The organism is Enterococcus mundtii (assembly GCF_013394305.1).
Taxonomy (GTDB): Bacteria; Bacillota; Bacilli; order Lactobacillales; family Enterococcaceae; genus Enterococcus_B; species Enterococcus_B pernyi.
Map to the genome: position 1 here is coordinate 461,166 of NZ_AP019810.1, position 16,713 is coordinate 477,878.

General features: G+C 38.8%; 16 protein-coding genes. All 16 read right to left on the reverse strand.

The genetic code is table 11. The annotated features are described in order from the left end of the window. Positions 1-233 precede the first annotated feature (233 nt). Positions 234-1,145, reverse strand: coding sequence for a hypothetical protein (locus HZ311_RS02215; RefSeq protein WP_023519926.1), 912 nt, complete (start codon positions 1,143-1,145; stop codon positions 234-236). Positions 1,146-1,632: 487 nt separating this feature from the next. After that, positions 1,633-2,202, reverse strand: coding sequence for a hypothetical protein (locus tag HZ311_RS02220; protein ID WP_041684239.1), 570 nt, complete (start codon positions 2,200-2,202; stop codon positions 1,633-1,635). Next, entirely contained in the window at positions 2,189-4,012 is a 1,824-nt protein-coding gene (locus HZ311_RS02225; protein ID WP_178946453.1) for a hypothetical protein, read from the reverse strand. Before HZ311_RS02225 ends, HZ311_RS02220 begins: the two co-directional genes overlap by 14 nt. Positions 4,013-4,569: 557 nt before the next feature. After that, a complete protein-coding gene (gene alsS / locus HZ311_RS02230; RefSeq protein WP_178946803.1) occupies positions 4,570-6,231 on the reverse strand; it encodes an acetolactate synthase AlsS in 1,662 nt (553 codons plus the stop codon). 264 nt (positions 6,232-6,495) lie between these two features. Then, complete coding sequence (locus HZ311_RS02235; RefSeq protein ID WP_137072557.1) at positions 6,496-7,047, reverse strand: GNAT family N-acetyltransferase; 552 nt, start codon at positions 7,045-7,047, stop codon at positions 6,496-6,498. A 51-nt stretch (positions 7,048-7,098) separates the two neighbouring features. Then, positions 7,099-7,215 carry a putative metal homeostasis protein gene (locus tag HZ311_RS02240; protein ID WP_096081604.1) on the reverse strand — a complete coding sequence of 39 codons (117 nt, stop codon included), beginning with the start codon at positions 7,213-7,215 and terminating at the stop codon, positions 7,099-7,101. A gap of 35 nt (positions 7,216-7,250) precedes the next feature. After that, positions 7,251-7,400 (reverse strand): 50S ribosomal protein L33, encoded by a 150-nt coding sequence (gene rpmG, locus HZ311_RS02245; RefSeq protein WP_010735066.1) that lies wholly within the window; start codon positions 7,398-7,400, stop codon positions 7,251-7,253. A gap of 261 nt (positions 7,401-7,661) precedes the next feature. Then, positions 7,662-8,678, reverse strand: coding sequence for a family 20 glycosylhydrolase (locus HZ311_RS02250; protein WP_023519931.1), 1,017 nt, complete (start codon positions 8,676-8,678; stop codon positions 7,662-7,664). Between the two features lie 130 nt (positions 8,679-8,808). Continuing rightward, on the reverse strand, positions 8,809-10,206 hold the full coding sequence (locus HZ311_RS02255; RefSeq protein WP_023519932.1) for a M24 family metallopeptidase: 1,398 nt from the start codon (positions 10,204-10,206) through the stop codon (positions 8,809-8,811). After that, the gene (locus HZ311_RS02260; RefSeq protein ID WP_010735063.1) at positions 10,203-10,970 is read right to left on the reverse strand and encodes a DeoR/GlpR family DNA-binding transcription regulator; all 768 of its coding nucleotides are present in this window, start codon (positions 10,968-10,970) and stop codon (positions 10,203-10,205) included. The genes HZ311_RS02255 and HZ311_RS02260 overlap by 4 nt, the downstream gene beginning before the upstream one ends. 249 nt (positions 10,971-11,219) lie before the next feature. Continuing rightward, a complete protein-coding gene (gene phnX, locus HZ311_RS02265) occupies positions 11,220-12,014 on the reverse strand; it encodes a phosphonoacetaldehyde hydrolase (protein WP_023519934.1) in 795 nt (264 codons plus the stop codon). Next, complete coding sequence (phnW, locus tag HZ311_RS02270) at positions 12,007-13,158, reverse strand: 2-aminoethylphosphonate--pyruvate transaminase (protein WP_010735061.1); 1,152 nt, start codon at positions 13,156-13,158, stop codon at positions 12,007-12,009. The genes phnX and phnW overlap by 8 nt, the downstream gene beginning before the upstream one ends. A 10-nt stretch (positions 13,159-13,168) precedes the next feature. Further along, positions 13,169-14,167: an extracellular solute-binding protein gene (locus HZ311_RS02275; RefSeq protein WP_023519936.1), complete on the reverse strand. Its 999-nt coding sequence runs from the start codon at positions 14,165-14,167 to the stop codon at positions 13,169-13,171. Next, positions 14,094-15,083: an ABC transporter permease subunit gene (locus HZ311_RS02280; protein ID WP_178946454.1), complete on the reverse strand. Its 990-nt coding sequence runs from the start codon at positions 15,081-15,083 to the stop codon at positions 14,094-14,096. Before HZ311_RS02280 ends, HZ311_RS02275 begins: the two co-directional genes overlap by 74 nt. After that, entirely contained in the window at positions 15,038-15,778 is a 741-nt protein-coding gene (locus tag HZ311_RS02285; protein WP_178946455.1) for an ABC transporter permease, read from the reverse strand. The genes HZ311_RS02280 and HZ311_RS02285 overlap by 46 nt, the downstream gene beginning before the upstream one ends. Next, entirely contained in the window at positions 15,775-16,557 is a 783-nt protein-coding gene (locus tag HZ311_RS02290; RefSeq protein WP_023519938.1) for an ABC transporter ATP-binding protein, read from the reverse strand. The genes HZ311_RS02285 and HZ311_RS02290 overlap by 4 nt, the downstream gene beginning before the upstream one ends. Between the last annotated feature and the right edge of the window lie 156 nt (positions 16,558-16,713).

Consider the following 16,713-nt stretch of genomic DNA (forward strand, 5'->3'; position numbering starts at 1 on the left):
TCTTATTTGTCTATACAGGCCCCACGAACGAAAAAGACTACACCAGAGAACACAAACAAGACATACTGTTTTTTACAATATTATTTTACAAAAATCTCCCCCCTCTGCGCACAACTTGTTCAAATTGACCAAATATTTCTTTTGAGGAATCGCGTATGTATGAAACTGCTATATTTCTCGGTAATGTCTCACTTTGAGGATAAAAAAAGCACGGAGGACTTGCCCCTCGTGCTTTACAATTCTTTACTTAGCTTTAGTAAATTGGTAAAAAACTCTGTAATTTTCATATACTCTTCTCGAGTTAATATTATCTCTAAAGCCTCTTTTTGTTTTGAGAGTTCGATTTTCATTTTCTCTACTTGTCCATAAACAAAACCTTTCTCTAGAGTATCCAGTGTCCTTTTAAATACTGACAAAAACCAATCCGAATAAAAGAATTCTTTATCGCTAATAATTTTTTTAAAAACGTTAAACTCTTTCATCCTTTTTTGTTCTAATACTGTCAGCGTAAATTGAATAAAAAAATTATCAAGAACTAATTTGGTTCTAAAATCAGTCATTTGGATATCTGTTTCTCTGAGTAATCTCAAGAAAAGGTTGGAATCCATCCGTTGTAAATTTAATTGATATTGCAAGGCCAAAAATTCAATATCAAAAAGCGTAAAAACCTCTGCTTCTTCTAGTCGCTTTAAAATTTCATTTTCAGTTGCTAATGCTTCCTCTTTTGTAACTATAGTCTGAGGATGATGCAAGAGTAATAAAGCTTGGAACATATACATGACTGATAGTTTTCCTAATGTAAAGGAGGTAGAATCAATATACTCCCTAAATCCTTTATAAACTCTTTGTGCCTCCTCAAACTCCCCAGTTTCCAGAAATTGTATGAATCGTTTGCGATAACTTACTGTCAACGAGGCATTTTCTGCTTCCATGTTTACTTCTAATGGCGATAAACAAAGTACCTCTGTTATGATTGCTAAGTCAGATAGCTTTAAATCAGCCTCTTCTTTTACAACCCTTTGGTATGTAGAAACAGACAAACCATTTTCTTTAAAAACGCGATATGGGATGTGCTTTCCCTTACGTATTTTTTCTAAATAATATCCCAAGCTTTTGTATTCTTCCAATTTTTTTTGCTCATACATCATTTTGTCCTATTCTCTCATTCTTGCACGAATTGTAAATCCTGAAATTGTACCTATGTAAAGGTTATTATATATTATACGATAAAACTAAAAAAATTCCCTCAGTAATGAAATTAGCTCTGAGGAAAGCTATTCAAACACTATAATCAAACACCCTGGGAATAAGTATTAGAATTAATACAACGAAAACTACAATGATATCATCTAAGTGTGCTGACCAAACAACTAATCCCGACAATACATATTAAAATACCAGTAATCCTTCTAGCCATAGGCTTTAAGATTCTTCTTTTCTTTTTTATTGATATTATCTGAGATTATAATAAAGTCAAAACACCCGTTATACGGGTGGTTTTGACTATTCCTATTGAAACAAGTGGCTGGAAGCCATAAACTAAATAGAAGGTAACTCTATCTTTTTTTATCAAAAGTGAGAACTTAACAGTTTCGTATTAAATTCCTTTTGAGTAACCGTTCTTTACTTCAATTATTGGAAACTCCAATCTGGTCTTGTCATAGAAGAATGCGGGAAATCAGTTGATCCATCTTCACCAGCATGAGTAAGCTCTTCAACAACATTCACTTTAACAGTTGTCTCAACAGTCAAATCCTCCGCTACAGCAAAAGTTACTTCATAACTGCCTGTTTTATTCGGATGAATGGTGGTATTTTTTACAACAACTCCCGCACTACCTCCAATTAAATTCATAGCCTGCACACTAGCAGCTTCAATTAACTGTTGATCACTTGTTTTGCCTACTAAAATTTGAGCAACATTTTCTGCGTAAATAAAATATCTTTGAATATCATTTACTTCATTGCCATCATTCCCATTACTTTCCCCACTACTACCTGGATCTAGAGTCACATTTCCTGTAAGCCCATCAGCATTAACTACAGGCATGCTCATGCCACACCCCATGAAGACTACTGTTCCAATTCCTACTACCGCTTTTAAAATATTTTTTTTCATACTTGTAAATACCTCTTCCTTTTCCTTTTCAAGGCTCTGAAAAAATAACATCATTGTTTTTTCCAAAGTTTTAAAAAATTTCATTTGGAAGTTGGTGTGCTCCTCCACTTCCTCCTGAGTTACCGAGGACTGTTACTTGGATTGTTTTATCTGGAACTGATGAATATCCGCCTTTTGCATCTAATACAACTGTATAGGTTCCTGACTTGTCTTCAATTGTACTTGATTTAATATAGGGAGTATCAATTGTCATGCCCGTAACCGCATTAATGACCATAGCATTTGCAGCGGAAAGAATGCTATTATCATCAATTTGACCTGTTTCAACTGTAGCATCATACGCACGAATCATCCATGGACTAGGGATTGGTGTATCCGGATTTGTTTCTCCACCTTCAGATGAGTTGCCAAGGACTGTTACTTGAATTGTTTTATCTGGGACTGATGAATATCCGCCTTTTGCATCTAATACAACTGTATAGGTTCCTGGCTTGTCTTCAATTGTACTTGATTTAATATAGGGAGTATCAATTGTCATGCCCGTAACCGCATTAATGACCACAGCATTTGCAGCGGAAAGAATGCTATTATCATCAATTTGACCTGTTTCAACTGTAGCATCATACGCACGAATCATCCATGGACTAGGGATTGGTGTATCCGGATTTGTTTCTCCACCTTCAGATGAGTTACCAAGGACTGTTACTTGAATTGTTTTATCTGGGACTGATGAATATCCGCCTTTTGCATCTAATACAACTGTATAGGTTCCTGGCTTGTCTTCAATTGTACTTGATTTAATATAGGGAGTATCAATTGTCATGCCCGTAACCGCATTAATGACCATAGCATTTGCAGCGGAAAGAATGCTATTATCATCAATTTGACCTGTTTCAACTGTAGCATCATACGCACGAATCATCCACGGACTAGGGATTGGTGTATCCGGATTTGTTTCTCCACCTCCAGATGAGTTGCCAAGGACTGTTACTTGAATTGTTTTTTCTGGGACTGACGAATCACCTTTCGCTCCTAATACGACAGAGTAGACTCCTGCTTTATCTTCGACTGTACTTGATTTGATATAAACTGGGGTTTCTATTACTTCCATTCCAGTAACTGGATTGATAACCGCAGCATTCGCAGATGAAAGAATCAAATTATCGTCGATATGCCCTGCCTCTACCACGGCATCATAAGCACGAATCACCTTTGTGCTAGGCTTTTCACCTTCTGTTCCAACAATCTTCACGTTAATTGTAATGCTAATAGTTGGATCTTCATTTATACCTAATACAACTTTGTAATCTCCAACCTCTGAACTCTTAACATCTGATTTTTTAATAATTATTTCTAGAGGAATCCCTGCCGTAGTCTTAGCTTGAGCTCCTGATTGAGCAATAATAGTTTGTTCATTTGCCTGCCCGATAGAAAAAACTACATCATTCGCAGTTAATGAATAAATACCATTTTGACCAACATCCTTTTTCTCATCTACAACGGTAATTGTCACAGTCTTTTCTAACTCTGGATCTTCAGCAATGCCTAATGTAACCTTATATTGACCAGGTACATCTTTAACGTTGCTTTGCTTCAGAATAACTTGTATATTCGGTGACTGCATCGGAATTTCACTTGCAAGAACATTCGTAGCAATAGCATGTGTAGCAGATAAAATTGAAGTTGCGTTCACAGAACCAACCTCAATCGTTGCATCTGTCGCACCAAGCGTATAAATACCATGCTGTACCAAATAGTCATCTGAAGACTTATAACCTGTCTTAACACTATCGGCACTAGCAACGGTTCCATTAGCACCTGTTAGCACCAAGCCAGACGCAAGTGCTAAACCTACAGCAACCAAATTAAAACATTTCCTCTTTTTAGTTCCCATAATTTTTCTCCTTACTTTTGATTTTGAAAAAATTTTGTACATCTATTTATACACTAAATTCCACCTAACAAAACCTAACTTGGTCAAATTGACCAAGTACTTCTTTTTTTGGAATCGCGCAAAAAAAGTATTATTCGCCAAATCTCTTTTAACGTAGTAGTTGCAATGCACCTCAAAAAGTTAAATTCTATTTGGCTAGTTACGGGCAGAGAGTATTATAATCCAGTTTTTTTCCAGCTCAATGTAAACTGTGGTAAACACTTGATGAATTTTTATCTTTTAAACCGCTTGTGTCTTCATCCATACTAGCGTAGATTTTAAAAAGCAGTAATACGCTCTCTTTCATTATTTTTGTGCATACTCTCACAAGAGCATTTGAATAGTTTCTAGCATCCTCTTGGAGAAAAAAGGGCATTTTATTCGGCAATTATTGGCAATTTTTCACAAATTCCATTGAGAATTTTTCTTATATGTTTCACAAAAAAAATCCCTGAACTCTTAGAGGTTCAAGGACTTCTTTTTTATGATTTTGATATTTCACAAATCACGCTATTTTTTCAATAAAATTGGTCTGGTAAGATCGTTTCACCTAATTTTTCATTATCTCGATAATCAATTGGGATATCGATGATGACTGGCCCTTCTGTAGCAAATCCTTCTTTTAAGGCAGATGCCAATTCTTCTGCATTGCTTACTCGCAGACCTTTAGCCCCAAAAGCTTGGGCATATTGAACAAAATCAACTGGACCAAAATCAACCCCTGATGCTCGATCATATTTCATGATTTCTTGAAACTCGACCATATTATAATGACCATCATTCCAAATCAAATGAATGATATTCAATTTTTTACGTACAGCTGTTTCTAAGTCTTGGGCAGAAAATAAGAAGCCACCGTCTCCTGACACAGAGATTACTTGCGTATTTGGACGAACCAGTGCAGCAGAGATCGCCCAAGGAAGTGCGACGCCTAATGTTTGCATGCCATTACTGAATAGCAAATGACGCGCTTCATAACTTCTAAAGTGGCGGGCCATCCAAATGTAATGACTACCTACATCAACTGTCACAGTCATGTCGTCCGTTACTTTCGATTGCAGTGTATTAATTACTTCTAACGGATGTAAGATCCCGTCTTCACTACTGGTTTCACAAATATCTCGTGCCTTCAACTTTTCTTGCAACGTATTTAAATATTCTTGCGCATCTGCCGATACTTGTGTTTCTTCTAATGACTCTGTCAGTAAATCTAATGTTGCAGAAATGTCCCCGATTAGTTCACGTTCTGGTTGCATGTAACTGTCGATTTCAGCTGGTGTTTCATCAATGACGATGATTCTAGCATCTTTTTCAGCATTCCAGTTTCTCGCTTCATATTCGATTGGATCATAGCCAATTGCAATCACTAAATCACTCCGTTTTAACAGCATATCTCCTGGTTGATTGCGGAATAGACCTACTCGACCAAAAAAGTGGTCTTCTAATTGACGAGAAATCACACCAGCTGCTTGGAAAGTTTCTACCACAGGCAATCCTGTTTTTTCAACAAGTTGGCGAATGGCTGCTGTTTCATCTTTACTTGATCCACGCATTCCAACTAACAATACAGGTAACTTCGCTTCACGAATCCGTTCAACCAGATAGTCGATATCTCCTGAAGATGCTGAGCCTAATTTAGGATCTTGTAATGGTTTGATGACCTCACTTTTGACTGGTGCATCCACCACATCTTGAGGGATACTGATAAAACTAGCGCCTTTTTTCGAACTCTTTGCCATTCGATAGGCATTAGCGATAATTTCTGAAATTGTTTCAGGATCTTGGATCTCTGCACTATATTTTGTGATTGGTTCAAACAACGCAGCATTGTTCATGCTTTGATGTGTTAATTTTAATAAATCACTTCGTTTTACTTGCCCTGCGATTGCCAACACGGGATCACCTTCTGCTGTTGCTGTGACTAGTCCGGTTGCTAGATTACTCGCACCTGGCCCACTTGTCGCAATCACCACACCTGGTTCTCCAGTAATACGACCAATTGCTTGCGCCATAAAGGCAGCATTTTGCTCATGACGCGTCACGATCAACTCTGGACCATGATCTTCTAATTCATTGAATACTCCATCGATTTTCGCTCCTGGAATACCGAATACGTAATCAACTTGATGATTGATTAAACTTTCTACTACAGTTGTTGAACCTTGTTTTTCTTTAATCATTTCTTCTGATACAGTTTCGTCACCTTGTTTTTCTTTAATTACTTCTTCTGATACAGTTCCTACGCCTTGTTTTTCCTTAAACAACATGAGACACCTTCCTTTTCAAAGCTATTTACATGATCATTACATTATAAATAAAAATAATATTAATACAGATATTAACACCTGTTTCATCTATTAGTCTAGCACTTAATGAGTCATTTGTGTAGTAAGAAGCAAAAAAAAACATACATTTTTGTCACATAGACAAAATGTACATCTTTTTTATTGATTTTGATATTTTTTCCCTAGAATGATCAGGTCATTTTCTTGATTGCCCATATTGGCAACTTTTGGCAAATGTCCCCAAACTGCATATCCATTTTTGAGAAATAACTTTTTACTTGCCTGATTCATATCAAAAACAAATGCAAGCACTGTCTGGATTTTTAAACGATGCAGTTGAGTTTCCACAAAGGCAAGCGCGGCCTTACCTAAATGATGACCACGTGTCACTAGGTCTAGATAAATACTGATTTCCGCTGTCTGTTGATACGCAGGCCGACCATAAAAATCACTAAGGCTGATCCAACCGACGATATGATCGCCATGACGCATTACCCAAAGCGGTCTAGAATCAGCATGATGCGCCTCAAACCAAGGGAGCCTCGAGTCAACCGTTATCGGTTCCAGGTCCGCCGTTGCTTGCTTCGATGCGATAGACTGATTATAAATGTCCACAATTCGCGGTAGATCCTTGATCGTTGCATAGGTATACTTGATATCGATTGATTTCGCCCCCTTTATTTTTGAATAGTATAACACGTTTTTTATCATCGTTATACAGCAAAAAAAAGAGTTGTATCGAAACCAATGATATTACTACTATTAGTGTTTATTCTTCAATCTTTTTGATTGTTGAATGAGTTTGAGCGCACGTTTTCGTGTTTTGATATTCGGGCTGTTCAATCGTCTATATGCGCTTGAAAGGTCTTGCTTCTCCATTTTATCCCCCCATTTTCTAGAACATTCATTTCACCTTATTTTACTTCTGTAAATAGCATTTTCTTTCTTAACTTTGGCGAATATTTCTTTAACGTTAATCGTTCCGGTGTATTTCTTTTGTTTTTACTCGTCAGATAGATTCGTTCACCCGTTTCTTTGCATTCTAATGTAATGTTTTGGCGCATGTTTTCTCCTTCTCTCACTCTTTTTTAGCAATTCAATCGTTGCCCTATTTTCAGCTTCGATCAAACCACTCAAATTTTAAATAGTAATGATTACGATTTATAAAATATAATATACGCTAGTAGCGAATTACTGTCAATAAAAAAACGAATGAAAATAACTTCAAATGAATGGATACTCATTTTAAACAATTAAAAATAACAAAAAACTGATTTTCAACAGGCAACTACGTACGCCATCGAATGACAGTTTTTTTGTCTTTACTATTGTTTTACAGTTGTTTCTAGTAGTTCAAACAGATCGGCTAGTACAAACTCTGCTTGTGGCTCATCTGCCCAAATACCAACCATACTACCCATCACTGGTAATTCGGTATTGCTGACTACAGTGGATGTCGAAATTGTCGCTAGTGCGTTTTTTGCTGTATCAAAGGAGTAATGTCCTTGTTCACTTGTTTTTCGACCGATGACCCAATACCAGTGATCGTTCGTATTCACTACTTGATGCCCTTGATCAAGTAAAAATTCGGCAGAACTGACGTGATAGTTGTCCCACCCTGCTGTCCAATAGGCAATCACTAAGTCTTGATCGAATCGACCAAATTGTTCTTTTTCCTCGTAGTAGATGCCGTCGTTAAATACGATCGGAATCATCCCATAGGTTTTGACCAGTTCAGCCAATTGATTGGTATAAGTGACAAAATCGCGATACTTCCCAGACTGCTGGAGTCCTCGCCATCCGCCATCAGTTAAATCATTGGCAAATTCATCGCAACCTATATTGAAGGAATTAGTGATCGTTGAGAAGTAGCTCACATATTTTTCAAGTAGTGCTTTGGTGAAAGCGACCGCTTCTTGATTATCCAAATCAAGTGTTCGAATCGACGTTTGATAACAAGGGTGTTCGATGCCTAATTGTTGCATTCCTGTTAGAATCGCGTCCATATGGCCAGGGGTATTGATAAGCGGGATCACTTCCATGTTTTCTGCCTTAGCCACACTAGCTAACTCTGCCATTTCTGTTTCCGTCAAATAAGTACCATTAGGATCCTCATAGTACTGTTTTGTTCCTGCAATCAATGCTTCTTTGACTGATTGACTGGAATAAGTTTTCCCTTTGACAGTCAGCGTCATGTCATCCAGTAAAAAGCGTAATCCGTTATTTCCCAGCGCAAAAGAAATCCCCGTGTATCGACATTGACTTGCTTTTTTTATGATCTGGATCAATTGTTCTTTCGAAAAATATTTACGGCCATTATCAATCAATAAAACCTTTTTCATCTTTACCTCCACAAAAAGAAATCGTTTACATATTATACAATAAAGGAGGCCCAACGAAAATACTCTTTTGCACTTAAATAAAAAAATCCCCTCTCAACCAGATTACTCGATCGTTAAGAAGGGAGGTTGCTTATTCAACTGAATCTACACAGAATGCCTTTTCTTTGGCTAAAAAGAACGGACGGAGATAGCCGACAGTGTTTGATAAAGGCAGCAATTCTTCACTTAAATGAATCTTCAAGACATCCGCTAAATATTGCTTACGTCTAACGATCCGCTCCCACATGTCTGGATATTGCTCTTTCAGTTCATTTCTCAATCCTTCATCTGCTAGTGCCACACATTCTTCTGCACTTACTCCAGTATATCCTGATACAGAAGGAATAATATCTAACTGGAAGATCATACCACTCTTGATGATTTCTTGCGAACCAGAATAAATGGGCGAGGCTAACCATTCTTCATCCGCCGTCAAGTGTCCTGGATTCAAATGCCAGTGATAGGTCACTTGTGGCAAGACTGTTTCAATCAATTGATAGAGATCAGCCCCTTTCATTCCGATATGGATAGCTTCTAGCCAGCTGACGATAGCTGCATAATAAGGTTTTGCTACTCGATCCAGATAATCGGCTTGTTCTACTGGCAGTTGAGCTTCTTCTTCGATCACAAATCCTGTACGACTGGATAAGCCACCTTTGAAGCCTGTCGTCAATGACAGCGGATCACCGAATTGGATCGTTTTTGCTGTCGGATAAAGATTCGCAAATTCAAAACGGCGTCCAGTTGCAGCAATCGTGATCACTGTATTCGCTTGTCCTTGTCCGTGCAACAACTCTCCGATCTCGGATTCTTTCACACCAAGCTCAATGGCATCTAATGCACGTAGCATGCAAGACGAAGCAAGATTTGCCCCATATTCGTAGTGTGCGATTTCATTTGCATTGTTCGTGACACGCGCCCCTTCCTCACCAATCAATAGATGAGTGCCATTGACGATAGCAGTTTCCGCAGTGATTGCTTGTTTTAGCGCATCTACGATAAAGAATGGTACATCGAACAATTGGCTATTGTTTTGTGTCATAGACGTAAACAACTTCCAACCGACTAACCCGATTTTCTTTCTATCTGCCACCTTTAATGATGCAAAAATAGCTGACAGGTTTTGTTCATGGTCCATTGGTTGATTCGGTAAAGAAAATGCTGGATAATGGATCAAATCCGCAGTGATCCGCGCATGGGCATTCATTTTTAGATTCTCATTCCCAAGAATCATCGTGAATTTGCCCGATTGATCTAACACCAATAATCCTTCTTCAAATCGCGGAATAAAGCCTGTAAAATATTCAAAATTACCACCATGCTCTTTATCTGCATATATCACCAACAGATCTATCGCTTCGTCTTTCATGCGTTCGATCGTTTTGTTGATCCGTTCGGTGATCGTGTCCTCCGTCAAAAAGACAGGGGGAACATCTGGAAAAATCGCTGGTTTTGGTATAGTTGTTAACTGGATGTTTTCTTTTTTCATTCATTCTTCCTCGCTTCTATGAGTTCTACATGGTTCTGAGTCAGTGCTTTGGCTAATGCTTTTGGAGGCTTTTGATCCGTGATCAAATAATCAATCGCTGATAAGTCGCTGACTTTATAAAAACCAGTTTTATCTAGTTTGGTATGATCCGCTAGCGCGATCACCCTACGTCCTTGTTGGATCATCTGACGTTTCACTAAGCCTTCTTCCTCTGTATGGATGAACAGTCCTTCGCTTGTCAACGCAAATACTCCAAGTAGTGTGTAGTCTGCTTGATAATTTTTCAACTGTTCCACTGTTTCCGTTCCAAATAAAAACAACTGTTCTTTGTGTAATCTACCAGGTAATAAGGAAATAGCTGTTTTCGGATGATGGGCTAGTAATAAAGCGTGAGATAAAGAATTGGTGACCGCATGGATTTTTTTGTCCGGCAGTTCTCTAATCACTGCTTCCACTGTAGTCGAAGAATCAAAGATGATCGAGGAAGGATCTGCCATTATTTCAAGCGCCTGCTCAGCCATTTGTTTTTTCACATCATTTAGGATCGTTGACCGTTGCTCATAATCAAAGATCGTTGCTTCTTTTTGAATCGCTAAAGCACCGCCATGGGTCCGTTTGATTTGGCGCTGTTTTGCTAACTGGATCAAGTCCCGACGAATCGTATCTTTAGACACATCTAAGCGATCTGCTAAATCTTCGATCGAAGCACTTTTTTCTTGATCAATCATTGTTTTAATACGTTGGATGCGTTCTTCCTTCAACATGACCGCTCACTCCTTTCATCTAAGATACGCTATTTTGCATTATTTTGCAATATTCTGCTGTTTTTTTCGTAAAATAAGTGGGCCACTAATTCTTTACCACCTAAAACCGAATAAATGGCAGGAACAGAAGTAACCTCTTCGAAAAAAATAAGGCGCCAGCCACAAAAATTGGAAGAACAATTTTCGCGGCTAGCGCCTTATTTTTCAAGGCTAAACATTTCGGTCTCGACCTCTTGATGGTTGATTGATTCAATTCATAACAGCTTGCTTCTCTTCAATTGTTTCAATGAGTCTTGGCAAATCAGAAAACCGATCGATCACATAATCTGCGCCAGCTTCTAAAAATTCTTGCCGCACCCGCTCAAAAAGTTTCTCTTTTTCAGTAGACGATAATTGCTGATACGTGTCAAAGGAATAACCAGCTTGTGAACTTCCTTCAATTACGCCCACAGAAAGAACTCCTGCATTCTTTCCTTCGAGTATATCAGAGATCGTATCTCCTAGTTTTAACACTTCTTGTCTATTTTCCTGTTTAAAATAATTCAAGTTCGTTAATAACATCTCTGGAGAGGGACGCCCTTTGCCGTCTACTTCATCTGGTGTGACGATGTGATCTGGCTGATACCCTTGTTCTTTCGCCTTCGCAACAACGATTGCCATCATTTCACTCGTATAACCAGTCGTACTGCCGATTTTGGTTCCTCGCTTACGTAAAGTTGCGACGGTGTCAAGTACACCCGGTTTCACTTCTGCATGATTTGCCAATTGCTGGAATAATACTTCTTCAAATGTTTCATAGATTGCCTCGATATCAGTAGTTTCAGGCTGACGTCCGTGAGTTTCTAACCAACTTTCAGCAATACGAGGCATTTCTAGCATCATTTGGATATGCTCGATTTTTTTCATTCCCATCGGCTCTCTGATTTCTCGTTCAGTCACAGTGATCCCTTGATGTTTGAATGCTTCGCGAAACGCCGACACCGGTGCCATACAACCAAAATCGACTGCTGTTCCTGCCCAATCTAAGATGACCACATTAATCATTTTTTCGCTCCTCCATATATTGCTGGATCAACCCAGCTACTTTTTCGATATCTTCCAGATAGATTTCACCAATATTCCCAATCCGGAAGCAATCAGTATCACTGATTTTCCCAGGATAGATCGCGTAGCCATGTGCTTTTAAATAGTCATAAAATGCTTGGAATTCGAATTGGATGTTCTCAGGATATTTGAATGACGTGATGAAAGGTCCCTGATTCTCACTAACATAGGCTTCAAACCCAATTTCTGCCATTCGTTCACGCAAACGCTCATTGTTCATCTGATACCTGTCATAGCGAGCATCGATACCACCTTCTTCCGCCAACTCTTCTAGCGCTTGCCAAAATGCGAGAACAGTATGGGTTGGTGAAGTGAAACGCCATTTCCCGTCTACATCCATCACACGAAATTGATCATACAGATCCATACTCAACGTGCGTGCTTGTCCGGCACTTTTTTTTAATAGCTCTTTTTGACAAATCACAAAACCAAATCCAGGTACTCCTTGGATACATTTATTTGCACTTGAAACTAGAAAATCGATTCCTAACGCGCCAACAGGGATCGGAATGCCGCCAAAGCTTGACATCGCATCGACGATAAAACATAATTTGTGTTTCTTTGTCACTGCTGAAATCTCTTCTAAAGGATTCAAAATACCAGAAGTCGTTTCACTGTGGATCATTGCAAGTGCAGTAATACCAGGATGCAACGCTAATAGTTCCTCGATTTTTTCAGCTTGTGGTGTTTCATTTTCAGCCACTTGATAAATCACATGATCAATGCCATGGTATTGAGCCATTTGCACCATCCGTTCGCCATAAGCACCATTTGTACAGATCAGTAAACGATCGGTCGCGCCAACAACTGAACTTAACACAGATTCAACTGCAAAGCTGCCACTTCCTTGCATCAAAACAGCTGTATAAGCCTCATTGGAGACACCAGCAAGATCAAGCAATCGTTGTCGAATCGCCTGAGTGATGACTTTAAAATCATCATCCCATGTACAATGATCGACAAGCATTGCTTCTTTCACTGTACGACTCGTGGTCAGAGGACCTGGTGTCAGTAATTTATAATTGATTTTACTGTGATTGATTTCTTTTTCATAATGTTCGATCACCTTTGTTTTTCCACTCATTTTCTTTCTCCTATTCAACTAGACTGGCATGTTTTTTTAGCAGATCTGGGGTTAATGCTTCCGGGAAAACTTTTTGATTTTTGGCGGTTTCAACCCCCGCTAGATCATCTGTTTCATAAAGTTTACTTGGGTAGAATTGTAATAAATCTGCCCGACCTTCTTTAAGGATCACATTCAACATTTCTTCGGCTAAAGGATTCGTCGCTTCTCCTTTATCGATCACCGCGAGTGATTCTGTTAAAGCATATGTTCCTTCACTTGGTTCCACAAAATCGATCAGCAATCCTTCTTTTTTATCTTTGATTGCTTGATGACGTAACCCAAAACCCAACGCCAATTCACCGACGCGGACTTTTTTCAACGGACCCGAACCAGACGCTTCAATATGGTCGCCTTCATTGTCATAAATATCGGCTAAAATCGCTTGTGCTTTTGTCTCTCCATATTGATCAATCAATCCTTGGAACAATAACCAAGCTGTTGAGGAATGGTTGATATCAGAAATCGCTAGTTGCCCTTCATAGATCGGATCAGCTAAATCAGCTAAACTTGTCGGTACAGGCAAGTCTGCTTCTTCCATTGCTTGAGTATTGTAGAAAATGACCCCTTCTTGTGTCGTCATCGGTGCTTGGTAATTTGGCAGATCATCGATTGGTTGGACTTCTAATGCCAATTCTTTGAATATCGGTTCATTTTCTTGGACACCATCCAAATAGAACGTGCTCATTGTCACTAGATCCGCTTCAATATCTGTGCCTTCTGCCCAGAGTTTACCGCTCAATTCCGAAGTACCGAAGGATTGTAGCAAGTATTGGTTTTCAAATCCATTCGAATCAAGAACATCTTTGATGATTTGAACCGGCTCTTCATCTGCATTCGTGTATATTATGACTTTTTCTTCGTTACCGTTGGCATTCTCACTTGCGTTTGACGTACTACACGCCCCTAAAATTCCTAAAGCGCTGGCGAAAGACAGATAAATGAACCCTTTTTTGACTAATTTTTTCATTTGCTTCAAATCTCCTCATGATAGATTGCGCAAGTATTCTTGCGGTTAGATTGATCAACAATAATAAGATGGATAGGATAAAGATCTCAGTGAATCTGCCGAAATGTTGTAATTCTTTGATTTTGGTCGTGATCACCATCGTTCGGGCACTTGTCAAAAACACCACTGCACTGATCGTAACCATCGAATTTGTAAAATAGTAACAAGCCATTTCCACGATCGTCCGCTTTGAATTTGGAAGAATGATCCGAACCACTGTATCAAGCCAACTATCCCCCATCATCTTCGCTGTGTTTTCCCAGTTGGGATTCATTTTTAATAAGGCACTTTTCGCTAACTGATAAGGGGTTGCAAAATAATGCACCATGTTGGCAATCACCAAAATACTGATCGTACTTTGAAGAGTTGTTCCGCTAAACACCAGCAAATAGGCAATCCCTAAAACCATTCCTGGAATCGAATTCGTGATAGAAGCAAGACTATCGATCATTTTCAGGATCACGTTTTGTTTTGCGGATCTAGCGGTAAAAATGGCTGCCAAATAAGCAATAACTGTTCCAAACAACGCTGTCCATAAGGCAACGAATATCCCTGTATTCAACGTTCTTCTTAAATCAGACGTTTGTAGGAACGCTTCGATATGACGTGTAGTAAAAGTCATATCAAAGGGCCACCCTTCTACAAAAGGAAGAAGAAACATCACGAGGAAGACTCCTAAAATAAATAAACCACCAACTGTCAGTCCTACGCCAAAGAATAAATCTCTGACAGGGTTGCTTTTTACTGACGTATTTGTCCCGGGGGTTGCATGATCATTTTTTTGGATCTTACGCAAAAACAGAATGCTAACGATCGAAGGAACTAACATGATCAATGCAATGACGGCTCCTCGATTAAAGTCTGGGATCGAACCCATAAAGTACTCATACAATAAAGTCGTGATAAACGGTTCTCGCCCCCCACCGCTACAGGTATACCAAAATCCGTAAAACTCATGAAAAAGGCTTGGACGAAAGCAACACCAAATGTTTTGCCCAAAGGTTGCAGGATTGTGATTTTCAATCCTCTAAAAAATCCGTCTCCCATCAATCTCGACACCGTCAAATAGCGTTTATCCAAATAATTCATGGCGTCATTCATCAATAAGAAAGTCACTGGGATCGTATAGATCAGTAATCCTAAGATCACACCTGATTTTCCATAGATCGAAAACAATTCTTGACCGACTAGACGTGTCCACAATCCTTGACGGCCAAAAGAATAGATCAACACAAACCCGTATGTGATGGTCGGTAATAACATTGGCAACATAAAGCATTTCTCAATCATCCACTTGAACCCCTTAGGTAGATTCGTAAAATGCATCCCGTAAGCAAACCAGAAGCCAAGAAAGGTGGCAAAAAGTGCTGTGAGCCCAGCAATGAGCAAACTATTACTTAACGCATTTAGCCAATCGAAGTTCCTTGCTAGTTCCCTGAACAACTCAAAGGAAAATCCGCCTTCAACAGTCAACGCTTCTTTCAAAACATTCGCTAAGGGATAAAACAATACGAGGACAAAACCAAACAAGATGAACGCTGGCAGTAGTGCTTCTATTTTCATCTTTCTCATGAGAAGCGAACCACTTTTTCATGAACTACGCCGGTTGCTTGAGTAAAGATCCGTTCAATATTACGTCGTTTGATTTTTAGCTGATCGACAATAAATGCCTGTACAAAGGGTTCCATCGTATTCGTCACGATTTCTTTTGGTGTACTGTATTGTGCGATTCGACCATCTTTCAAAACCATGATTTTATCAGAAAGGGTCAATGCCTCTTCTGGATCATGCGTAACGATGATCGTCGTTAAGTTCAGTTTTTTAGCAATCAATTGGATACGTTCTTTGATCGATTCTTTGATGACACCGTCCAATGCACTTAAGGGCTCATCAAGTAACAATACTTGGGGTTTCATCACCAGAGTCCGACCTAATGCCACCCGTTGTTTTTGCCCGCCAGATAGTTGGTGGATGCGTTTATCCAAATGATCATTCAAATCCAATAGATCGATCAATTCTTGCAATTCTTCTTTGGAAGTGATATTTTTTTGTTTTCGCAACCCGTACACCAAGTTTTCATAGGCACTTAGGTTAGGGAATAAAGCATAGTCCTGAAAGACAATATTAAATGGTCGTTTTTCCATGACCTGTTTTGTGATATCTTCGCCATCATAAAGTAGTTGACCATTTGTTGGTTGCTCCAATCCAAGGATGATATTCAATAAAGTTGTTTTTCCTGAACCCGAAGCACCGAGTATCGAAACGATCTCACCTTTAGCGATCGATACATTGATTTCTTTTAAAACTTCATGATGATTAAACGTCTTACTAATACCATCTAGCTTTAACATGCGTTCACTCCTTTGTTCTTTCTATACTGCTAATTGTAGAAAATCACTTTTTACTTCTGATTAACTTTAAGTAAATTATTTGTAGGAATATATATTTTTTGTGTAAATTTTCTAATCATTTTCAGATAAGTATTTCTATAAAAAAACAGTGGCTTG